This window comes from Streptomyces sp. NPDC001985 (assembly GCF_040296845.1).
GTDB lineage: Bacteria > Actinomycetota > Actinomycetes > Streptomycetales > Streptomycetaceae > Streptomyces.
Map to the genome: position 1 here is coordinate 1 of NZ_JBEOYB010000008.1, position 23,324 is coordinate 23,324.

A 23,324-nucleotide genomic window follows, 5' to 3' on the forward strand; every position below is an offset into this window, starting at 1 on the left:
CAACGGCCGGACACCCCACTACACCCCCCTCCCCGTCCAGTACACCGACTACGCCCTCTGGCAGCACCACCTCCTCCACAACACCCAACTCACCACCCGCCAGACCCACCACTGGCACACCACCCTCACCGGCCTCCCCGACGAACTCACCCTCCCCACCGACCGACCACGCCCCGCCCTCCCCAGTGGCGCCGGCGATGTGGTGACGTTCGCGGTGCCGGAGGCGACGGCGGAGGGTCTCGCGCGGATCGCCCGGGAGAGCGGCGCGACCATGTTCATGGTGGTGCACGCGGCGGTCGCGGCCCTGCTGCACCGGCTCGGCGCGGGCGACGACATCCCCCTCGGCAGCCCGGTGTCGGGGCGGAGCGACGAGGCGCTGGACGGTCTGGTCGGCTTCTTCCTCAACACGCTGGTGCTGCGGGCCGATGTGTCCGGGGACCCGACCTTCACCGCGCTGGTGACACGGGTCAGGGACGCCGGTCTCGCCGCGTTCTCCCATGCGGATCTGCCGCTGGAGAGCGTGGTGGAGGCGGTGGGCCCGGCGCGCTCGCAGTCCCGGAATCCGTTGTTCCAGACGATGGTGACGTATTACGCGACCGGTGAGGGGAGACGGGAGCTGCTGGGTCTGCCGGCGGTGGAACTGCCGCTGGAGACCGGCGGCGCCAAGCTGGACCTGGAGGTGGCGTTCGCCGCGTCCGGGGACGGGGCGCTCTCCGGCGGGGTCCGGTACGCCATGGATCTCTTCGACCGGGCCACGGCGGAGCGGCTCACCGGCCGGCTGCTGCGGCTGCTCGACGCGGTCGCCGCCGATCCGGGCGTCCCGGTGTCGGAGGCGGCGCTGATGGACGAGGAGGAGCGCGAGCGGATTCTGTACGGCTGGAACGACACCGCCAGGGAGCTGGACGGGCCGGAGACCCTGGCCGGCCTGGTGGCGTCCGGTGCGGCGCGCGGGCCGTCGTCCGACGCGCTGGTGCACGAGGGCGAGGTGGTCTCGCGGGCGGCGTTCGACAAGCGGGTGAACCGGCTGGCGCGGCTGCTGATCGTGCGGGGCGTGGGCCCCGGGTCGGTCGTGGGGGTGGCGCTGCCCCGCTCGGTCGCGCTGCTGGTGGCGGTGCACGCGGTGGTGCGGGCCGGTGGCGCCTATCTGCCGCTGGATCCGGCACTGCCCGGGGACCGGCTGGCGTACATGGCGGAGACGGCGGGGCCGGTCTGCGTTCTTACCAACAGTGCGTCGGTATCCTCGCTGCCGCCGGGGATCACCGCCGAACGGGTCGTGCTGGACGACCCGGTGACGGTGGAGCGGCTGGCCGCGCTGCCCGGCTCCGAGGTCACCGACGGGGACCGGCGGGAGGCCCTGCTGCCCCGCCACCCCGCGTATGTGATCTTCACTTCCGGCTCCACCGGACGGCCCAAGGGCGTGGTGGTGGAGCACGCGGCCATCGTCAACCGGCTCCGGTGGATGCAGGGCGCCTACCGCCTCACGGCGGCCGACCGGGTGCTGCACAAGACTCCGGCGAGCTTCGACGTGTCGGTGTGGGAGCTGTTCTGGCCGCTGGCGGAGGGGGTGCCGCTGGTGATCGCCCGGCCGGACGGGCACCGCGACCCCGAGTATCTGGCGTCGCTGATCCGCGCCGAGCGCGTCAGCGTGCTGCACTTCGTGCCCTCGATGCTGGCGGCGTTCCTCGGCGAGGTCGCGGTGGCGTCCTGCCCGAGCCTGCGGCTGGTGGTGTGCAGCGGTGAGGCGCTCCCGGGTGAGCTGGTGACGCGGTTCCACGCCTCCGCCGGCTCCCGCGCGGTCGCGCTGGAGAATCTGTACGGGCCGACCGAGGCGGCCGTCGATGTCACCGCCGCCTCCTGCCCGCCGGGCACCGGCGCCACCGCCGCCCCCATCGGCTCACCGGTGTGGAACACCCGGGTGTATGTGCTGGACCGCGCGCTGCGGCCGGTGCCGGAGGGGGTCGCGGGAGAGCTGTATCTCGCCGGGGCGCAGCTGGCCCGGGGGTACGCGGCCCGGCCGGGGCTGACGGCGGAGCGGTTCACCGCCGACCCGTACGGGCCGCCCGGGGCGCGGATGTACCGCACCGGCGATCTGGCCCGGCTGCGGAACGGCCGGCTGGACTATCGGGGCCGCTCGGACGACCAGGTGAAGATCCGGGGCTTCCGGATCGAGCCGGGTGAGATCGAGGCGGTGCTCGCGGCGGCGCCGGAGGTGGCGCGGGCCGTGGTCGTGGTGCGCGAGGACCAGCCGGGCGTACGGCGGCTGGTGGCCTACGCGGTGCCCGCCGCCGGTGCGGCGGTGGACGCGGCGCGGCTGCGGGCGCTGGCGGCCGAACGGCTGCCGGAGTACATGGTGCCGTCGGTCTTCCTGGAGCTGGAGCGGGTGCCGCTGTCGCCCAACGGCAAGCTGGACCGGCGGGCGCTGCCCGTCCCGGAACCGGCCCCGGCCCCGGCACCGGCCGCCCCGGCGGCCCCGGCGGCCCCGGCGGCCGGACCCGCCCCGGGTGAGAGCCCGGTGGAGGTGCTGGCCCGGCTGATGGCCCGGGTGCTGGGCCGGCCCTCGGTCGGCGCGGACGACAACTTCTTCGAGCTGGGCGGGGACAGCATCGTCTCCATCCGGCTGGTGAGCCTGGTCCGCAAGGAGGGGCTGACCATCACGGCCCGGCAGATCTTCCAGCAGCCGACCCCGGCGGGTCTCGCCTCGGTCGCCAAGGGGGCGGCCGCGGCTGTGGTCCGGCCGGTGGACGACGGGGTGGGCCCGCTGCCGCTGCCGCCGATCGCGCGCTGGCTGGCCGGGCGCGGCGGACCGTTCCAGCGGTTCTGCCAGGCCCGGCTGGTGCGGCTGCCCGCCGGGGTGCGGGACGAGGATCTCGTACCGGCGCTCCAGGCCCTGTTCGACCACCACGACGGGCTGCGGCAGTCGCTGACGGTGGCCCGGCCGGGGGTGTGGGCGGCCCAGGTGCGGCCGCGCGGGGCGATCGGCGCGGGCGCTGTGCTGCGGACCGTCGACGCCGCCGGGCTGAGCGGCGCCGCGCTGCGGGAGCTGGTCGGGCGGGAGTCCGCGCGGGCGGCCGGGGAACTGGACCCGGTCGCCGGGGAGACCGTGCGTGCCGTGCGGTTCGACGGCGGCCCCGGGCGGGCCGGGCGGCTGCTGCTGGTCGCGCACCATCTGGTGGTCGACGAGGTGTCCTGGCAGATCCTGCTGCCGGATCTGCGGGCCGCGTGGGAGGCGGTGGCCGCGGGACGGCCGCCGGTGCTCGATCCGGTGGGGACCTCGCTGCGGACCTGGACCACCCATCTGCTGGCGGAGGCGGAGAGCGGGCGCAGGCTCGCCGAGCTGGACCGCTGGCTGGAGGCCGAGGTGCCCGGCCGGGTGCTCACCGCCCGCCCGCTGGACCCGGCGCGCGACACGGTGGCGACGGCGCGGGAGCTGACCGTGCGGCTCTCCGCCGAACGGACCGCGCCGCTGCTGGAGGCGGTGCCGCAGGCGTTCCACGGCACCGTCAACGACACCCTGCTGACCGCGCTGGCGCTGGCGCTGGGCGACTGGGCCGCCCGTGCCGGGCAGGTGGTGCCGGGCGGTTTCGCGGTGGAGCTGGAGGGCCACGGCCGGGAGCAGGAGCTGCTGCCGGGCGCGGATCTCTCCCGTACGGTCGGCTGGCTGACCAGCCTGTATCCGCTGCGGCTCAGGGGCCGTCACGATCCGGTGGCGGTGCTCGCCGGGGAGCAGGACGCCGGCGGGGCGCTCAAGGAGGTCAAGGAGCTGCTGCGGGCCGTCCCCGACGGCGGGGTGGGCGCGGGGCTGCTGCGGTACGCCAACGCGGCCACGGCTCCGCTGTTCGATCCGGCGGCCCGGCCCGAGGTCCTCTGGAACTATCTCGGCCGCCACACCGCCGACGCGGTCTCGGCGGAGTGGGGCCCGGCCGCCGAGGCGGACGCCCTGGCCGTGGCGCCCGATCCGGCGACTCCGCTCTCGCATCCGCTGGAGATCAACGCGGAGATCGAGAACGGCCCGGAGGGACCGCGTCTCACGGCCTCCTTCGTCTGGGCGGGCGAGGCCCTGAACCAGGCCACCGTCGGCGACCTGGCCGACGGCTGGCTCGCCGCGCTGGACGCGCTCGCCGCCTGGGCGGACGCGCCGGCCGGCACCGGGGGCCACACGCCCTCGGACCTCGACCTGGTCGATCTCGACCAGGACCAGATCAGCATGGTCGAAGCAATGTGGAGGGATCAGCAGTGACGCAGGCTCGAATCGAGGACATGCTCCCGCTGTCCCCGCTGCAGCAGGGCATGCTCTTCCACTCCGTGTACGACGCCGAGGCCACCGATGTGTACACGGTGCAGGTGTCCGTGGCGCTGACCGGCCCGGTGGACGCCGGGCGGCTGGAGCGGGCGGCGGGCGCGCTGCTGCGGCGGCACGCCAATCTGCGGGCCGGGTTCTGGCACGAGGGGGTGCCGCAGCCGGTGCAGTTCGTCCCCGCCGAGGTGCGCGTTCCGGTGGGCCGGGTGGATCTGACGGCCGGGGCGGGCGGTTACGGCGGGGCGGTGCCGGAGGAGCTGCGGCGGGTGGAGCGGGCCGAGCTGGCCCGCCGGTTCGAGCTGCACCGGCCGCCGCTGCTGCGGCTGCTGCTGGTGCGCCTCGGGGAGAACGATCACCGCCTGGTCGTCACGGTCCATCACATCCTGGTCGACGGCTGGTCGATGCCGCTGCTGGTGGGGGATCTGCTGGCGCTGTACGAGAGCGGCGGCGACGCCTCCGGGCTGCCGGCCGTGCGCCCGTACCGGGAGTATCTGAAGTGGCTGAGGCAGCAGGACGGGCCGGCCGCCGAGGCCGCGTGGCGGGGTGCGCTGGCCGGGGTCGAGGGGGCGACGCTGGTCGCCCCGGCCGATCCGGCGCGTACCCCGGTGCGGCCCGGGACGGTGGCGGCCGAGCTGTCCGTCGAGGCGTCCGGGCGGCTGGTCGCCACCGCGCGCCGGCTCGGCACCACGCCGTCGACGCTGATCCAGTGCGCGTGGGGCCTGCTCATCGGCGCGCTGACCGGGCGTCAGGACGTGGTGTTCGGTCTGACGGTGTCGGGGCGGCCGGACGAGCTGCCGGGCGTCGAGTCGATGGTGGGGCTCTTCATCACCACCGTGCCGGTGCGGGTGGCGCCGCGTCCCGGCGAGAGCGCGGAGGACTTGCTGCGGCGGTTCCGGGACGAGCAGAACGGGCTGCTGGCCCACCACCACCTGGGGCTGCGGCTGATCCAGAAGCAGGCGGGCGGCGGGGAGCTGTTCGACACCCTGGTGGTCATCGAGAACTATCCGGTGGACCCGGACGCCGGGCCGTCGCTCTCCGGCGGGCTGAGTGTCGCCGGGGTGGAGGCCCGGGACGCCACGCACTATCCGCTGACCCTGGCGGTGGCGCTGGAGGAGCGGGTCCGGCTGGAAGTGGAGTACCGGCCCGATCTCTTCGACGCCCGGCGGGCGGAGCTGATCGCGGACCGGCTGGTGGCGGTGGTGGAGCAGTTGGCCACCGCCCCGGGCACGGCGGTGGGAGCGCTGGCGCTGCTGCCCCCGGCGGAGCGGGACCGGCTGCTGGCCGGGGCGCGGGGCCCGGGTCTGGAGGTCCCCTCGGGTACGGTCGCCGACCGGTTCGCCGAGCGGGCGGCCGGGTCCGGGGCCGAGCGGGCGGTGGTCTCCGGCGCCGCTGAGCTGAGCTTCGCGGAGCTGGACGCCCGGGCCGCGCGGCTGGCGGCGCTGCTGGCGGCGCGCGGGGTGGGCCCCGAGTCGGTGGTGGCGCTGGCGGTGCCGCGCTCGGCGGATTCGGTGGTGGCGATCCTGGCGGTGCTGCGGGCGGGCGGCGCGTATCTGCCGCTCGATCTGGACTATCCGGCGGACCGGATCGGGTACATGATCGAGGACGCCTCGCCGGTGTGTGTGCTGACCACGACGGCGGCGGCGGGGCTGCTGCCGGAGGGCGGCGGCCCGGAGCGGATCGTCCTGGACAGCGAGTGGACGGCGGCGCAGCTCGCCGCCTTCGGGACGGGGTTCGACGCGCCGGCGGTGCGGCCGGACCACCCCGCGTATGTCATCTACACCTCCGGCTCCACCGGACGGCCCAAGGGGGTGGTGCTCACCCACGGCGGGCTGGCGAATCTCTACGCCAACCATCTGGGCGCGGTCCTCGGCCCCGTGGTGTCCGCCGCCGGGGGGCGGCGGCTGCGGGCGCTGCACACCGCGTCGTTCAGCTTCGACACCTCGTGGGAGCAGCTGTTCTGGCTGATCGCCGGGCATGAGCTGCATGTGCTGGACGAGGTGGCGCGGCGGGACGCCGAGTTCGTCGTCCGCTATGTGCGCGAGCGGCGGATCGACGCCATGGATGTGACACCGGCCTACGCGGGTCAGCTCGTGGAGTGGGGGCTGCTGGACGGCGCCGCGCACCGGCCGGCGCTGCTGCTGCTGGGCGGGGAGGCGGTGCCGGACGCGCTGTGGGAGCGGGTGCGGGCGGCGGCCGGGGTCATGTCGGTAAATCTGTACGGGCCGACCGAGTACACCGTGGACGCGCTCGCCGCCGATCTGTCGCGGAGCGCGACGGCGGTGGTGGGCCGGCCGATCGGCAACACCTCGGCGTATGTGCTGGACGCGGCGCTGCGGCCCGCTCCGGCGGGCACGGCCGGTGAGCTGTATCTCGCGGGCCGGGGCCTGGCGCGCGGCTATCTGGGCCGGTGCGCGCTGACCGCCGAGCGGTTCGTCGCCGACCCGTACGGCCCGCCGGGGACCCGGATGTACCGTACGGGCGATCTGGTGCGGCTGCGGGCGGACGGCGAGCTGGAGTATCTGGGCCGGGCCGACGACCAGGTGAAGATCCGGGGCTTCAGGATCGAGCCGGGCGAGATCGAGTCGGCGCTCACCGCGCTCGCGGGGGTGGGCTCCGCCGCCGTGGTGGTGCGCGAGGACACTCCGGGCGTGCGGCGTCTCGTCGCCTACACCACCGGTGCGGCGGAGCCGGAAGCGGTGCGCGCGGAACTCGCCGCGACTCTGCCGGAGTACATGGTTCCGGCGGCGGTGGTGGTCCTGGACGCGCTGCCGCTGAATGTCAACGGCAAGCTGGACCGGGGAGCGCTGCCCGCCCCCGTGCTGGGCGGCGGGGAGGTCTCGCGGGCGCCGCGCGGACCGGTGGAGGAGACACTCTGCCGGGTCTTCGCCGAGGTGCTGGGGCTGGCGTCGGCCGGGGCCGACGATGACTTCTTCGCGCTGGGCGGGGACAGCATCGTCTCGATCCGGCTCGTCTCCCGGGCGCGCAAGGAAAAGCTGACGCTCACCCCGCGCCAGGTGTTCGAGCAGCGGACGCCGGCGAGGCTGGCCGCCGTCGCGGGCGCGGGGCCGGTGGCCCGGGCGGCCGTGGCCGAGGGCCCGCTGGTGGTCCTCGACGACGCCGGCCGGGCGGTGATCGGGCGGGCGTTCCCGTCCGCCGGGGAGGTGCTGCCGCTCTCCCCGCTCCAGGAGGGGCTGTACTTCCACGCGGTGTACGACGACCGCGCGCTCGATGTGTATCTGATGCAGAACTTCCTGGAGCTGCTGCACGCGGTGGATGTCCGGGCGCTGCGGGCGGCGTTCGGCGCGCTGCTGCGCCGGCACCCCCATCTGCGGGCCGGTTTCTGGCACGAGGGCCTGGACGGGCCGGTGCAGGTGGTGCCGGAGCGCTGGGAGCTGCCGTGGCGGGAGCTGGATCTGACCGGGCTGGACCGGGCGGCGCAGGACGAGGCGCTGCGGGAGTTCTCCCTCGCGGACGCGGCGGCCCGGTTCGACCTCGCGGCGCCGCCGCTGATCCGGGTCACGCTGATCAGGTTCGCCGCCGAGCGGTGGATGCTCTGTGTGACCCAGCACCACATCCTCACCGACGGCTGGTCGGAGTCGCTCTTCTTCGAGGAGCTGTTCGCGCTGTACGGGCGGGGCGGCGAGGTCGACGGGCTGCCGCCGGTCACCCCGTACCGCGAGTATCTGCGGCTGCTCGCCGGTACGGACACGGAGGCGTCGGCGCGGGCGTGGCGGGACCATCTGTCGGGCCTGGACCAGGCGACGCTGGTGGCCCCGGCCGACCCCCTCCGGCAGCCGGTGACGGCCGAGGTGGTCGAGATGGTGCTCGACGAGAGCACCAGCGACCGGCTGCGCGCCTTCGCCCGGGGGTGCGGTGTCACGCTGAACACGGTGCTGAGTTCGGCGTGGGCGCTGGCGCTCTCGGGGCTGACGGGCCGGGACGATGTGGTGTTCGGGGCGACGGTGTCGGGGCGTCCGGGGGAGCTGCCCGGTGTCGATCAGATGATCGGCATGTTCATGAACACCCTGCCGTTCCGGGTGACGCTGCGGCCCGGGGAGCCGCTGCGGGAGCTGCTGGTGCGGGTGCAGCGGGAACACGCGGAGCTGCTGCCGCACCACGCTGTGGGCCTGGGCCGGGTTCAGCAGGTCAGCGGGGTGGGGCAGCTCTTCGACACGCTGTACGTCTTCCGCAACACCCCGCTGGACGACGCGGCCCGGGAGGAGGCCGAGGCCCGCTACCGGATCGGCTGGACGCACAGTGTCGACGGCACCCACTATCCGCTCACGCTGGCGGTGACCCCGGAGCGGGAGCTGGAACTGAGCCTGGCGTACCGGCCCGATCTGTACGACCGGGAGACGGCGGAGCGGATCGCCGGGCGGCTGCGGCTGCTGGTGGAGCAGCTCGCCGACGGCGGGGCCGAGCCGGTGGGCCGGCTGCGCACCCTGGCGGACCGGGAGCGGGCCGGACTGCTCGCCCGCGGCGACGACCTGGGCCATCCGGTGCCGGACACCACGGTGGTGGAGCTCTTCGGCGAGCAGGCCCGGCGCACCCCGGACACCACGGCGCTGGTCTTCGACGGGGAGCGGCTGAGCTACGCGGAGCTGGACGGGCGGGCCAACCGGCTGGCGCGGGCGCTGATCGCCCGGGGGGCCGGTCCGGAGCGGGTGGTGGCGCTGGGGCTGCCGCGCTCGGCGGAGTTCGTGGTGGCGCTGTTCGCGGTGCTGAAGACGGGCGCGGCCTATCTGCCGCTGGATCTCGGCCATCCGGTGGAGCGGCTGGCGGCGATGACCGGCGACGCGTCGCCGCTGACGCTGGTGACCTCGTCGGCGGTGGCCGGGCGGGTGCCGGACGGCTGCGACCGGCTGGTGCTGGACGCCCCCGGGACCGTCGCCGAGCTGGCGGCGCTCCCCGCGGGGCCGGTCGCGGACGCGGAGCTGACGGCCGCGCGCGACGGCCGCCACCCGGCGTATCTGATCTACACCTCGGGCTCGACCGGCCGCCCCAAGGGGGTGGTGGTGCCGTACGCGGGGCTCACGAACATGCTGCTGAACCACCGGGAGCGGATCTTCGCCCCGGCGGTTCGGCTGGCGGGCGGGCGCCGGCTGCGGGTGGCGCACACCGTGTCGTTCGCCTTCGACATGTCGTGGGAGGAGTTCTTCTGGCTGGTGGACGGGCACGAGGTGCATGTCATCGGCGAGGAGCTGCGGCTCGACCCGGCGGCGCTGACCGCGCACTACGACCGGGTGGGCGTCGATGTCGTCAATGTGACCCCGTCGTACGGGCAGCAGTTGATCGACGCCGGGCTGCTGGCGCCGGAGCGGCACCGGCCGGTGCTGGTGCTGCTGGGCGGTGAGGCGGTGCCGGACTCGCTCTGGTCGCTGCTGCGGGAGACCGAGGGGACGCTCGGCTACAACCTGTACGGTCCGACCGAGTACACGATCAACGCGCTGGGCGCGGATGTCGGCGGCAGCGCCGGCTCCTGTGTCGGGCGCCCGATCCACAACACCCGCGCCTATGTGCTGGACAGCGCGCTGCGGCCGGTTCCGGCCGGGGTGCCGGGCGAGCTGTATCTCGCGGGGGCGGGTCTCGCGCGGGGCTACTTCGAGCGGCCCGCGCTGACCGCCGGGCGGTTCGTCGCCGATCCCTTCGGCGCGCCGGGGACGCTGATGTACCGCACCGGCGATCTGGTGCGCTGGCGCGGCGACGACGCGGGGATCGACTATCTGGGCCGGACCGACCAGCAGGTGAAGATCCGGGGCTACCGGATCGAGCTGGGCGAGATCGAGTCGGCGGTGGCCGCCCTGCCGGGGATCGCCGCCGCGGCGGTCGTCGTCCACACCGGCCCGTCCGGTGTGCGGCGGCTGGTGGCCCACACGGTGCCCGCGGCGGGGACCGCGGGCGCCGACCCGGTGCGGCTGCGCTCCGAGCTGTCGGCCGTGCTGCCCGAGTACATGGTGCCCTCGGCGTTCGTGGAGCTGGCGGCGCTGCCGCTGACCGTGAACGGCAAGGTGGACCGGGCGGCGCTGCCCGCGCCGGACTTCGGTGACGCGGGCGGCGGGCGCCCGCCGAAGGACGCCCGGGAGGAGCTGCTCTGCCGGGTCTTCGCCGAGGTGCTGGGCGTGGAGCGGGTCGGCGCCGAGGACAACTTCTTCGAGCTGGGCGGGCATTCGCTGCTCGCGATGCGCCTGGTCGGCCGCATCCGGGCCGAGCTGGGGATTCCGGTGCAGGTGGGGACGGTGATGTCGGCCCCGACGGTCGCGGATGTCGCGGCCCGGATCGGCACCGACGCCCGGCGGGACGCCCTGCGGGTGCTGCTGCCGCTGCGGGAGCGCGGGGGCCGCGCGCCGCTGTTCTGCTTCCACCCGGCGTCCGGGTTCGGCTGGCAGTACACGGGTCTGCTCCGCCATCTCGACCCGGAGCGGCCGGTGTACGCGCTCCAGTCGCCGGGTCTGACCGGTGAGCTGCCGGATGTGGCGGATGTGGCGGCGCTCGCCGAGCTGTATCTGGCGGAGATCCGCGCCGTGCAGCCCGAGGGGCCCTACCACTTCCTGGGCTACTCCTTCGGCGGCACCGTCGCGCAGACGCTGGCGGCGCTGCTCCAGGAGCGGGGCGAGGAGGTGGCGTTCCTGGGGCTGCTGGACGCCTATCCGCCGGAGAACGACGACTGGTCGTATGCCGACGCGCCGGACTGGCGGGAGCGGCTGGAGCGGGAGGAGAGCGGCTTCCTGCTCGCGGTCGCGGGGGTCACCGCCCGGGGCGGGGAGCGGATGTCCGACGGCGGGGAGCCGCTCCCCGGGGGCGGGCCGAGCCGGGAGGAGGCCGTCGCCGCGATCCGGGACAGCCAGGGTCTGCTGGCCGGGTTCGACGACGCGCTGCTCGCCGCGATCGTGGAGACCAATGTGCACTGTGTGCGGCTGCTCTCGCGCAGCCGGACCCGGCGCCACCGGGGCGATGTGCTGTTCTTCACGGCCGCCCGCAGCACCGAACCCGAGGACGAACCGCTGAAGGTGTGGCCGGAGTTCGTGGACGGCCGGATCACCGAGCACGTGCTCGACTGCTCGCACGACGAGCTGATGGACGCGGGCCGGCTCGCGGAGATCGGGCCGCTGCTGGACGCGGCCCTGACCGCCGCGGGCCGCCGGTCCTGACGGCCGGGCCCCTCCCGCCGGTCCGTGTGCCGGGGCCACCGCCCCGGCACACGGACCGGCCTCCATGTTATGCAAGGCTTACCTAAGTTCATCCTCTTGTCGGAAGTGAGAACACCACCGTGGAAACCAGGAAGCTGCCGGAGATCGAGGTCGTCTACCACGACATCACGGTCCGTACGCTCGACGTGCTGCGGGTCACCCGGCCCACCCCCCGGATGGTCCGGGTGACCCTGGGCGGCCCCGAGCTGGCGGGCTTCGTGGACCGCTCCCCCGCCGACCATGTGAAGTGCTTCTTCCCTGAGCCGGGTGCCGAACTTCCGGTCCTGCCGAGGGTCGCCGACGACGGGGACGGTCTCGAATTCCCCACCGAGCCGCCGTTCCCGGTCTCCCGGGACTACACCACGCGCCGCTACGACGCCGAGGCCGGCGAACTGGACCTGGACTTCGTCCTGCACGGCAAGGGGGTCGCGTCCGTCTGGGCGGAGCAGGCCGCCCCGGGCCAGAAGCTCGGGGTCGCGGGCCCGCGCGGCTCCATCCTGGTCCCGTGGGAGTTCGACTGGTATCTCTTCGCGGGCGACGAGACCGCGATCCCGGCGATCTGCCGGATGCTGGAGGATCTGCCCGAGGGCGTGCCGGTGAAGGCGTTCCTCCTGGTCGACGACGCCGCCGAGGAACACCCGATCGACACCCGTGCCGACGCCGAGATCGTCTGGCTGCACCGGAACGGGCTGGCGCACGGCGAGGGCGATCTGATGGAACGGGCGGTCAAGGGCGTGGAGTTCCTGCCCGGGAGCCCCTTCATCTGGATCGCCGGTGAGGCGGGCGAGCTGAAGCCGATCCGCCGCCACCTCCACAAGGACCTCGGCCTGGACCGCGACTACACGGACGTGGACGGGTTCTGGAAGCGCGGAATCGTCAATCTGGACCACCACGAGCCCCAGGACGAGGACGACTGATCCCCGTACCGCCGCGAAAACGGCCCCGGCTCCCGCGAGGGGAGCCGGGGCCGGGCCGTTGGCGGCCGTACGGCGGCTCAGCGGCGGCCCGCCCGCCACTCGTGGGTCAGCAGCCACATCAGATAGAGGCCGCCGATCGCGGCGGTCATGATCCCGACGGGGAGCTGGACCGGGGCCAGCACCCGCTGGGCCGCGAAGTCGCTCACCGTCAGCAGCAGGGCGCCCATCAGCGCGGCCGGCACCAGGGTGACGCCCGCGCTGCGGGTGAGCCGGCGGGCCAGCTGCGGCGCGGCGAGCGCCACGAAGGCGATCGGTCCCGCGGCGGCGGTCGCGGTGGCGCAGAGCAGCACCGCCAGCACCACCAGGGCCAGCCGGGAGCGCTCCACCGGCACCCCGAGGGACTTGGCGGAGGCGTCGCCCGCCTCCATCATCCGCAGGTGCGGGCCGAGCAGCAGCGCCGCCGGGAAGAGGAGGGCGACGGCGACCAGCGCGGGCACCAACTGGTCCCAGCCCCGGCCGTTGAGCGAGCCGGTGAGCCAGACGGCGGCGGCGTGCGCCTCGTCCAGCGACGCCTTGATCATCAGATAGGAGTTGACCGAACTGAGCAGCGCGCCCGCCGCGATGCCGACCAGGATCAGCCGGTAGCCCCGCACGCCGCCCCGCTTGAAGGAGAGCGCGTACACCACCAGGGCGGTGGCGAGACCGCCCAGCACCGCGCTGACGGCGACGGCGCCCGCGCCGCCGCCGAAGACCAGGATCTGGAAGAGCGCGCCGGTCGCGGCGCCGGTCTCGAAGCCGATGATGTCGGGGCTGCCGAGGGGGTTGCGGGCCAGGCTCTGGAAGATGGCGCCGCTGACCCCGAGGGCCGCTCCGACGACGACACCGACGAGCAGGCGCGGCAGCCGCAGGGTGTTGACGACGTAGTCGGTCGCGGTGGTGCCGGCCCCGGCCAGGGCGCGCAGCACATCGGGGGGCGAGACGGTGAAGTCGCCGGTGCCCAGCGCCAGGACGGCGACCGTGAGCAGGGCGGCGAGCAGCACGGTGCCGACGGCCAGGGGCCGTCCGGCCAGCCGGAGGGCGATCCGGCCGCCCGCGAGCCGGACGCGCAGCCCGGGGACGACCTGTTCGGCGGAGGGGCGCTTCCGCGGCTCCGGCCCGCCGCCGGGTGCGGCGGCCCCGGGCGCTCCGGGCGCATCGGGTGCTCCGGGCGCATCGGGTGCTCCGGCGGGGGCGATGGTCGGGGAGTCAGCGCTCATAGCTGGGGCACCTTGCGCGTACGGACGAGGGCGACGAGGACCGGGGCGCCGATGGCGGCGGTGACGATGCCGACGGCCAGCTCGTCGGGGCGCACCACGAGACGGCCGAGGACATCGGCCCCGAGGAGCAGGACCGGGGCGAGGACGACGCAGTAGGCGAGAATCCAGCGGTGGTCGGGGCCGGTGATGAGCCGGGCCGCATGGGGCACGATCAGCCCGACGAAGCCGACGGGCCCCATGGCGGCCGTGGCGGCGCCGCAGAGCAGCGTCACCGAGAGCACGCCGAGGACCCGGGTGCGCACCACACGGGCGCCGAGCGCCTTCCCCGTCTCGTCGCCGAGGGCCAGGGCGTTGAGGGAGCCGCTGAGCGAGAGCGCGATCACCGCCCCGAGGACCAGGAACGGCGCGACCTGCCCCAGGACGGCGCCCTCACGACCCGCGAGCGTGCCGACGGCCCACATCCGCAGCTCGCCGAAGGCCTCCTGGTCGAGGAAGGTGACGGCGGTGATCGCGGCGATCAGGGAGGCGTTGACGGCCGTTCCGGCGAGGATCAGCCGCACGGGTGTCGCCGCGCCCCGGCCGGAGGTGCCGAGGACGTAGACGACGACGGCGACCACGACGGCTCCGGCGAAGGCGAACCAGACATAGCCCAGCAGGGAGGTGATCCCGAAGCCGCCGATGGCGATGACGACGGCGGCGGACGCCCCGGACTCGATGCCGAGGAGCCCGGGGTCGGCGAGCGGATTGCGGGTGAGGGCCTGCATCACGGCCCCGGAGAGGCCGAGTCCGACGCCGACGGCGATACCGAGCAGGGTGCGGGTGAGCCGGTAGTCCTGGACGATGACGGCGTTCTCGGAGCCGTCGGGGTCGAGCAGCCCCTGGACGACATCGCCGAAGGGGATGGACTTGGCGCCCAGGGAGATGCTGAGGACGACGACGAGCGCGAGGGCGGCGCCGGCGGCGAGCAGCCCGGCGAGCCGCACGGCGAGGGAACGCCGCACGGGCGAACGCGCCCCGCGCTCCCTCCCGGTCGCCGCCCCGGGCGCGGAGCCCGGGGGGCGGAAGGCACCGGCGGTGCCGCCGGTCCGGGCGGTGCCGCCGGTTCGCCGGGGGGCCGGGGATTCCCCGGGGCCCGGGGGGTCCTGGGGTGCCCGGGGGTCGGTCGCGCCGATGCGCGGGGGGACCGTGGCCACGTCACCTACTCCCACTGATGCCAGGGAAACGCTCACGGCCCCACCTGGCGAAGAACTAAGGTAAGCCTATCTTAAGTAGATAAAGGGAAATCTCCGCGACCTCAACGGAGTTCACCGGCGGAACCACCGCCGGGACAAGGGTGGGCCCCTCAGGAAAGTTAGGTTAGGCTCACCTAAGAATGAGGAGGTTGCTCATGCCTGACCCCAGTGCGTCCGCCGGGGAGTTCGCCGGACGCGTGGCACTCGTCACCGGTGCCGGACAGGGCATCGGCGCGGCCGTGACCGAGGCGCTCACCGCGCTCGGCGCCACGGTCGCGGCCACCGACCGCGCCGCGGGCCCGGTCTCCGCCGTCGCCTCCGCGCTCACCGGGAAGTTCGCCGGCGACCCCGGGGCCGGGCGGGTGCGGGCCTACCCGCTGGACGTCACCGACGCCCGCGCGGTCGAGGACACCGTCGCCCGGGTCGAGGACGAACTCGGCCCCGTCGGCGTCCTCGTCAATGTCGCCGGTGTGCTGCGCACCGCCCCCGTGGTGGAGATGACCGACCGGGACTGGGCCGACACCTTCGCCGTCAACACCACCGGCGTCTTCCACCTCTCCCGCGCCGTGGTCGCCCGGATGACACCGCGCCGCTCGGGCTGCGTGGTGACGGTGGCCTCCAACGCCGCCGGCATCCCCCGTCCCCGGATGGCCGCCTACGCCGCCTCCAAGGCCGCGGCCGTGATGTTCACCAAGTGTCTGGGGCTGGAGAGCGCCCGCGACGGCATCCGCTGCAATGTGGTGGCCCCCGGCTCCACCGACACCCCCATGCAGCGCTCGCTGTGGACCGACGCGTCGGGCCCCGCCCGGGTCATCGACGGCGACCCCTCCCCGGCGGCGTACCGCACCGGCATCCCGCTCGGCCGGATCGCCGAACCGGCCGACATCGCGGACGCCGTGGTCTTCCTCGCCTCCGACCGGGCCCGGCAGATCACCATGCACGATCTGTACGTGGACGGCGGCGCGACCCTGCGCTGACCGGCCCCCGGCTCGCACGGGGCGTTCGCCCGCCCGCCGCCCGGCCCGCACCACCTCGACCGCCCCGGAACGCGATCCGTATCCGCCACCCCCACTTCGAACAGAGGAGTCACCGTGTCGACGGCTGCCCATGAAGTCGCCACACACCGCACGATGGACGAACCGGCGCACCCCGCCGTGGGAGCCGCCACCGCACTTCTCGACGACTACCGGCCGGACACCCGCTTCCTCGCGACGCCCACCCGCACCCTGCTGGCCGGCGGGGTACGCCACGAGATATCCCCGGGCGACGGCCCCGTCGCCCGGCGCGTGGCCGCCGCCCTCGCCCGGCACCCCGGCTCCACGGTGATCGGCGCCATCCCCTTCGACCCGTCCGCCGCCCCGGCGCTGGTGATCCCGGAAACCCTGCGCAGCGCGCCCGCGCTGACCGCCGATCCGCTGATCGCTCTCCCGGCCGCCAGTCCGCCGCCCGGGCGCTGGGAGATCAGACCCGAGCCCGAACCCGAGGTGTACGCGCGGGGTGTGCGGTCCGCCGTCGACCGGATGTGGCAGGGCGAGTTCAGCAAGGTCGTCCTCGCCCGGACGCTCGCGCTGACCGGGCGGGACCCCCTCGACATCCCCGCCATGCTCCAGCGGCTCGCCCGCCGCGACCCGGCCGGCTACACCTTCGCGCTGCCGACCCGCCCCGGCCGCACCCTGCTGGGCGCCAGCCCCGAACTGCTGGTCTCGCGCCGGGGGAACCTGCTCGTCTCCAACCCGCTCGCGGGCTCCACCCCGCGCAGCCCCGACCTCGCCGAGGACGTACGGCGCGCCGCCGCCCTCCTCCAGTCCGCCAAGGACCTGCACGAGCACGCCGTCGTCGTGGACGCGGTGCACCAGGGCATGGCACTCCACTGCTCCACGATCGAGGTGCCGGCCCGGCCCACGCTCATCCGCACCGCCGCCATGTGGCATCTGTCGACCACCGTCACCGGGGTGCTGAAGAGCCCCGAGGTGTCCGCGCTGGAACTCGCCTGCTCGCTCCACCCCACCCCCGCCGTCTGCGGCACCCCCACCGCACTGGCCCGCTCCGTCATCCGGGAGACCGAACCCTTCGACCGGGGCTTCTTCACCGGAGTCGTCGGCTGGGGGAACGCCGACGGCGACGGCGAGTGGGTCGTCACCATCCGCTGCGCCGAGGCCGAGGGGCGGACCCTGCGGCTGTACGCGGGCGCCGGGGTGGTCTCCGCGTCCGAACCCGGGGCGGAGACCGCGGAGACCGCCGCGAAGTTCCGCACCTTCCTCAACGCCGTGGGAGCGGAACTGTGACCACCGAGACCCCTCGCGCACGGACCACAGGGACCCCCGGGCCCCCCGGTGTCCCGCGTGTTCACGATGGCCCGCGTGTTCACGATGGCCCCGACGGCGCTCCGCCGGCCGCCGCCGAGGCGCCCACCTGGCCCGCCGAGTTCGCCGCCCGCTACCGCGCCGCCGGCCACTGGCGCGGCGAGACCTTCGGCGAGATGCTGCGCGACCGGGCCGCGGCCCACCCCGGCCGGATCGCCGTCGTCGACCCGGCGGGCGGCCCCGGCGGCGGCCGGCGCGCCTGGAGCTACGGAGAACTCGACGAGCGCGCCGACCGGCTGGCCGCCGGATTCGCCGCCCGGGGCATCGGCAAGGGCGACAAGGTCGTCGTCCAGCTCCCCAACATCGCCGAGTTCTTCGAGGTCATCTTCGCGCTCTTCCGGATCGGCGCCCTGCCCGTCTTCGCGCTGCCCGCCCACCGCAAGACCGAGATCATCCACTTCTGCGCCTTCACCCGCGCGGTCGCCTACGTGGTCCCCGCCGTCCACGACGGCTTCGACTACCGCGAACTCGCCACCACGGCCCGCGCCCACTGCCCCGCGCTCCGGCATGTCTTCGTCGTCGGCGGCGACGCCGGGTACTTCGAGAACCTGGCGGACGTGCCGGCCGAGCCGGCCGCCGCGCTGCCCGGACCCGCCGCGCACGAACTGGCCTTCCTCCAGCTCTCCGGCGGCAGCACCGGTGTGCCCAAGCTCATCCCGCGCACCCACGACGACTACCTCTACTCCCTGCGCGGCTCCAACGAGCTGTGCGCGGTCGACGAGAACAGCGTCTACCTCTGCGTACTGCCCGCCGGGCACAACTTCCCGCTCTCCTCCCCGGGCACCCTCGGTGCGCTCTGCGCGGGCGCGCGGGTGGTGCTCTGCCCGAGCCCCGCGCCCGATGAGGCCTTCCGGCTCATCGAGAGCGAGGGCGTCACCATCACCGGGGTGGTTCCGCCGCTGGCGCTGGTGTGGACGGAGGCCGCGCCCCGCAGCGCGTACGACCTCAGCAGCCTCTCCGTGCTGCTGGTCGGCGGGGCGAAGTTCAGCGAGGAGACGGCCCGCCGGGTGCGCCCGGCGCTGGGGTGCGCGCTCCAGCAGGTCTTCGGGATGGCGGAGGGGCTGGTGAACTACACCCGGCTCGACGATCCGCAGGAGACCGTGGTCACCACCCAGGGACGGCCGATCTCCCCCGACGACGAGATCCGGGTCGTCGACGACGAGGACAACGACCTGCCGGTGGGCGAGACCGGGCATCTGCTGACCCGGGGTCCGTACACCATCCGCGGCTACTGGAACGCGCCCGAGCACAACGCCCGTTCCTTCACCGAGGACGGCTTCTACCGCACCGGCGATGTCGTCCGGCTCACCGCGAGCGGCCATCTGGTGGTCGAGGGCCGGGCGAAGGACCAGATCAACCGGGGCGGCGAGAAGATCGCGGCCGAGGAGGTGGAGAACCACATCCTGGCCCACCCCGCCGTCCACGACGCCAATGTGGTCGCCGAGCCCGATCCGTATCTGGGCGAGCGCACCTGTGCGTACGTCATCCTGCGGCCGGACGCCGAGCCGCTGCGGGCGCCCGCCGTGAAGACGTTCGTACGGGAACGGGGGCTTGCCGCCTACAAGGTGCCGGACCGGGTGGTGTTCGTGGACGCCTTCCCGAAGACCGGGGTCGGGAAGGTGTCGAAGAAGGACCTCCGCGCCACCGCGCCGTAACCCTCTCCCGCCCCTCGCCCGCACCCGCACGGCCGGCCCTCCCGCGCTTCCCGCGTACGCGGGGGGCCGCCCCGCCCGCGCCGCCGCTCCGCACCCGCACCCCGCTCTGAAACGGAACTCCCATGGCCCTGCCCGCCATTGCGCCCTATCCGATGCCCCGGCCGGACGAACTGCCCGCCGGGCGGGTCGACTGGGAGGTGGACCCGGCCCGCGCGGTGCTGCTCGTCCACGATCTCCAGAACTACTTCCTGTCGGCCTTCGACCAGGGGGCGGAGCCGGTGGCCACCCTGCTGCACCAGGTCTCCCGGTTGCGCGAGGAGGCCGAGCGGCTCGGGGTGCCGGTGGTCTACACCGCCCAGCCGGGTGGCCAGAGCGCCGCCGAGCGCGGCCTCCAGCAGGACTTCTGGGGGCCGGGGCTGCCCGCCGGCCCCTGGGCGGCGGCGATCCCCGAGCCGGTGGCGCCCGGGCCCGGGGACACCGTGCTGACCAAGTGGAAGTACAGCGCGTTCGTCCGGACCGATCTGCTGGAGCGGCTGCGGGCCCTGGGACGCGACCAGGTGATCGTCACCGGTGTGTACGCCCATATCGGGGTGCTGATGACGGCCTGTGACGCCTGGATGCGGGACGTCCAGGCCTTCGTGGTCGCGGACGCCGTCGCGGACTTCTCCGAGCGGGACCACCGGATGGCGCTGGAGTGGGCGGCGGGCCGCTGTGCGCGGGTGCTGCCGACGGACCGGGTGTTCTGAGAAAAGGGAATTCCTCCGGTGCCGGCGGACCATGCCGCCGGCCATCGATGGATTCCTCGGGGATTCCTGGGTGATTCCTCGGGGATTCCACGCGGCTCCGCCGGAATCCGCTCGGCTCCGCTCGCCTCCGGCGGATTCCGCCGCATGCCCGCATTCCACTGGATTCCCCGGGGGCCGGCCGCCGGAATCGATCTCCCCGGGCTCCCGGCTCCGCCGGACCGGGTGAACGGAGGAGAACGCTTTTCCGGTGGCCCGCTCGCCCGTGGCGCGGCGCGCTCTACAGTGCGCGCGCCGCGACCAGCCGTTCGGCGACTCCCAGCCGGTTCGCCCATTCCAGCGCGGTGGGCAGCCGGGACTCCCTCGGCAGGGAGCCCGGGTCGGTGGCCGCCGAGTCCATCAGGTCCATGAGGGCCGCCTCGTTGACGGTGCCGGCCTCGACCCGGGCGATGAAGCGCGCGGCGGCCGCCCGGTCCCGGTAGCCGGCGTCGGCGAGGCTGTCGGCGAGCGACTGGTCGTCGAAGATGCCCGCGTAGCCGTCGCAGGAGGCGACCAGGCCGTCGTCCGCGATATGCGCGGGATAGGGCGCCCGGTCCCAGCGACCCCCTTCCCACCAGTACAGATAGCCCAGCTCACAGCCGTCGTTCAGCTCCCTGAGCCGGTTGAGCGGCAGCCAGTCCGGCGCGTTCACCAGCAGGTCGACCGGCTTGTCCCCCAGGTAGCTGGTGTCGCTGCAGTCGACGTCCTGGCCGTAGAAGGCGGCTCTGCCCTCCGGCCCCAGGACCAGATTCCAGCCGCCGTTGGAGTGCGAGCACGACAGCTCGCGGTCGCCCAGCCGGAAGGCCGGCCGCGCGGTTCTGGTGACGGCGATCAGTACGAGGACAACGGCGCGTTCCCACATCCGCTCGGGCCTGCCCAGCTGTGGTGGAATTGCCGGCTCGTTGGTCATTTCTGTCCCTGCTGTCAACGCTACGTATTGCTGACCGAACATTCAGCGCTACCGAACCATACGACCGGAGCGAGTGGTGACGCCAATGCGCGGCACGGCGATCACGGTGAGCACCGATCTCGTCCTGGGTTGTGCTGATTCACTGTCATGGATAGGCATGCGAAGCACCAAGGGAAGATTGTTCTGCGACGGGCGGTCGGGGAATTCCAGGCACGTCCGGCCGGTGGCACGCGTCAGCGCGTCACGGGCGCCGGCGGAGGCGGGGAGGTGAGCCCGGCGACACTGCCGGGAGCCCGGTGGTGCGGACCCGGCGACACGACCCGGGGACGGCCGGGCGCACCGCGCCACGGCCCGTACGGAGGCGAGGAACCTCAGTCGGACTCATGGAGGTGAACGTATCCCCAGTCGTCGATCCAGTGTTCGCATTTGCTTATCGTTTACCGAGTCCTCATATGACGACTGGCCGGAATGATGCCCCGGGGAGCCAACGGAAGCTGTCCTTCCGGTCATCCGCCGCTCTGGCTCACCAGGCCGGTGGCCCGCGCCGCCGTGGGCCCGGCCCCCGGCGCACACCGGCGCGCACACCCGACCGGGAAGGTTGCGTGAATGCTTCGACTCATCCGGAGAAAGGCCGGATACATAGATCGCCCCGGAGTTGTTGGTGCAATCCGCAACGATTTTCCGGGAGCCGGCCGGGCCCCGAGAGTACTGTGAAGCCGATGTTCTCCTCATCCGGCCCCACCGTCCGCGAACTCACCGTGCAGGCGCTCTCCTCGGTCGAGCGCGGATACGACCTGCTGGCCCCCTCCTTCGACGCGACCCCGTTCCGCACCCCGGACCGGCTGCTCGGTCCGGTGACCCGCGCGCTGCGGCCCCTGGGACCCTTCCGTTCGGGGCTCGACGTCTGCTGCGGCACCGGGGCGGGGGTGGAGGTGCTGCGGGGACTCTGCGAGGAGCGGGTGACCGGCGTCGACTTCAGCGCGGGCATGCTGGAGCGGGCCCGGTCGGCCCTCCCGGGGGCGGCGGGCGCCCCCGGTGTCCACTGGGTGCGCGCGGACGCCCGGGCGCTGCCCTTCGCCCCGGCCTTCGATCTGGTGACCAGCTTCGGCGCGTTCGGCCACTTCCTGCCCGGGGAGCGCCCGGCGCTCTTCTCCGGTGTGCGCCGGTCCCTGCGCCCCGGGGGCGTGTTCGCCTTTCCGCTGCCCGCGCCGCCGCCGGTGGGCTCGCGGCTCTACTGGTCGCTGTGGGCGTTCGACGCGGCGATGCGGGTCCGGAACGCGGTGTGGCGGCCCTCCTTCGTCATGTACTACCGGACCTTCCGGCTCACCGGGGTGCTGGACGACCTCGCGGGCGCGGGCTTCTCGGTGGAGCTGCGCGCGCTGGAGGAGCTGGGCCGGCGCCCGGACGGCAGCCCGCGCTGCCGTCTGGTGGTGGCCCGCCGCCCCGTCTGACCCCGGCCCGGCCGCCGCCCCGGCTCCCGGGCGGCCGGCCTCCCCGGCACCCGGCCTCACGGGCTCCCAAGCTCCCAGGCTCCTAGGCTCCTAGGCGACCGAGCCGATGCGGCCGGGTGCCGGGCGCGGGCCGTCGTGGTGGATGGGGACCCGCGCCCCGGTCAGGGGGACACCGCTGCCACCGCGCCGCTCGGCGACGATCTCGGCGGCGACGGAGAGGGCCGTCTCCTGCGGTGTGCGGGCCCCGAGGTCGAGCCCGATGGGGCCGCGCAGCCTGGCCAGCGCCTCCTCGGGGACTCCGGCCTCGCGCAGCCGTCGCCGGCGGTCCTCGTGGGTGCGGCGGGAGCCCATGGCGCCGATGTAGGCGACGGGCAGCGTCAGCGCGCGGGTGAGCAGCGGGATGTCGAACTTCGGGTCGTGGGTGAGCACGCACAGGACGGAGCGGGCGTCGGTGCGGGTGGCTGCGAGATACCGGTGCGGCCAGTCGACGACGACCTCGTCCGCGTCGGGGAAGCGGGCCCGGGTCGCGAAGACGGGCCGGGCGTCGCAGACGGTGACCCGGTAGCCGAGGAAGCGGCCGGCCGAGGTGAGCGCCGCCGCGAAGTCGACCGCGCCGAAGACGATCATCCGGGGGGCGGGCAGGGCGGTCTCCACCAGCAGGACGGAGCGGGAGCCGCGGCGGTCGCCGTCCGCGCCGACGGCGACCGTACCGGTGCGGCCGGCGTCCAGCATCGCCCCCGCCTCCCGCGCGGCGCGGGCGTCGAGCCCGGCGGACCCGCCGAGGGTGCCCTCGTACCCGCCGCCGGGCCGGACCAGCAGGGCGCCACCGGCCGGTGCCGCGGCCCCCTCGGCGACACGGACCAGGGCCAGGGCCTCGCCCCGGGCGGCCGAGGCGAGGGCGCGCGCGAGGAGTTCCCTCGTACCGCCGCCGGCCGCGGGCACCGGGGTGACGAGGATGTCGATGGCACCGCCGCAGGTCAGCCCGGCCGCCAGGGCGCTGTCGTCGCTCCGGCCGAAGCTCTCGCGCAGGGGTTCGCCGTCGCGCAGGGCCTGTCGGCACAGTTCGTACACCGCGCCCTCGACACAGCCGCCGGAGACCGAACCGATGACCTCGCCGCCGGCGTCCACCGCGAGGGCGGCGCCCGGCCGGCGCGGGGCGCTGCCGGTGACGGCGGCCACGGTGGCGACGGCGAAGGCACGGCCCTGCCGGACCCACCGGCTCAGCTCGTCGGCGATGTCCAGCATGGCGGTCTCCTCGGGGTGCGGCCGGCGCT

12 protein-coding genes are annotated in these 23,324 nt (G+C 74.5%); 8 read left to right on the forward strand and 4 right to left on the reverse strand.

The annotated features are described in order from the left end of the window. From ABT122_RS05090 to ABT122_RS05100, 3 genes are all read left to right on the forward strand, one after another. Positions 1-4,237, forward strand: a 4,237-nt coding sequence (locus tag ABT122_RS05090) for a non-ribosomal peptide synthetase (RefSeq protein ID WP_351545512.1), incomplete at its 5' end; no start/stop codon positions are given. Positions 4,238-4,257: 20 nt separating this feature from the next. Continuing rightward, positions 4,258-11,445, forward strand: coding sequence for an amino acid adenylation domain-containing protein (locus ABT122_RS05095; RefSeq protein WP_502976100.1), 7,188 nt, complete (start codon positions 4,258-4,260; stop codon positions 11,443-11,445). Between the two features lie 119 nt (positions 11,446-11,564). Then, entirely contained in the window at positions 11,565-12,401 is an 837-nt protein-coding gene (locus ABT122_RS05100; protein ID WP_351545518.1) for a siderophore-interacting protein, read from the forward strand. Positions 12,402-12,478: 77 nt separating this feature from the next. Here ABT122_RS05100 and ABT122_RS05105 read toward each other — a convergent pair whose 3' ends face one another. Further along, entirely contained in the window at positions 12,479-13,657 is a 1,179-nt protein-coding gene (locus ABT122_RS05105) for a FecCD family ABC transporter permease (protein ID WP_351545521.1), read from the reverse strand. Beyond that, the gene (locus ABT122_RS05110) at positions 13,654-14,658 is read right to left on the reverse strand and encodes a FecCD family ABC transporter permease (protein WP_351545524.1); all 1,005 of its coding nucleotides are present in this window, start codon (positions 14,656-14,658) and stop codon (positions 13,654-13,656) included. The genes ABT122_RS05105 and ABT122_RS05110 overlap by 4 nt, the downstream gene beginning before the upstream one ends. A 386-nt stretch (positions 14,659-15,044) precedes the next feature. Here ABT122_RS05110 and ABT122_RS05115 point away from each other — a divergent pair, with 386 nt between their 5' ends. From ABT122_RS05115 to ABT122_RS05130, 4 genes are all read left to right on the forward strand, one after another. Beyond that, a complete protein-coding gene (locus ABT122_RS05115) occupies positions 15,045-15,866 on the forward strand; it encodes a 2,3-dihydro-2,3-dihydroxybenzoate dehydrogenase (RefSeq protein WP_351545527.1) in 822 nt (273 codons plus the stop codon). 153 nt (positions 15,867-16,019) lie between these two features. Further along, on the forward strand, positions 16,020-17,174 hold the full coding sequence (locus tag ABT122_RS05120) for an isochorismate synthase (RefSeq protein ID WP_451066606.1): 1,155 nt from the start codon (positions 16,020-16,022) through the stop codon (positions 17,172-17,174). Continuing rightward, a complete protein-coding gene (locus ABT122_RS05125) occupies positions 17,171-18,907 on the forward strand; it encodes a (2,3-dihydroxybenzoyl)adenylate synthase (RefSeq protein WP_351545533.1) in 1,737 nt (578 codons plus the stop codon). Before ABT122_RS05120 ends, ABT122_RS05125 begins: the two co-directional genes overlap by 4 nt. A 122-nt stretch (positions 18,908-19,029) precedes the next feature. Next, the gene (locus ABT122_RS05130) at positions 19,030-19,653 is read left to right on the forward strand and encodes an isochorismatase family protein (RefSeq protein ID WP_351545536.1); all 624 of its coding nucleotides are present in this window, start codon (positions 19,030-19,032) and stop codon (positions 19,651-19,653) included. Between the two features lie 277 nt (positions 19,654-19,930). Here ABT122_RS05130 and ABT122_RS05135 read toward each other — a convergent pair whose 3' ends face one another. Then, a complete protein-coding gene (locus ABT122_RS05135; RefSeq protein ID WP_351545539.1) occupies positions 19,931-20,599 on the reverse strand; it encodes a hypothetical protein in 669 nt (222 codons plus the stop codon). A 719-nt stretch (positions 20,600-21,318) separates the two neighbouring features. On the opposite strand from ABT122_RS05135, the gene ABT122_RS05140 reads away from it, so the two are divergent. Next, a complete protein-coding gene (locus ABT122_RS05140) occupies positions 21,319-22,050 on the forward strand; it encodes a class I SAM-dependent methyltransferase (RefSeq protein WP_351545542.1) in 732 nt (243 codons plus the stop codon). Between the two features lie 90 nt (positions 22,051-22,140). Here ABT122_RS05140 and ABT122_RS05145 read toward each other — a convergent pair whose 3' ends face one another. Next, a complete protein-coding gene (locus ABT122_RS05145) occupies positions 22,141-23,295 on the reverse strand; it encodes an XdhC family protein (protein WP_351545545.1) in 1,155 nt (384 codons plus the stop codon). Positions 23,296-23,324 lie beyond the last annotated feature (29 nt).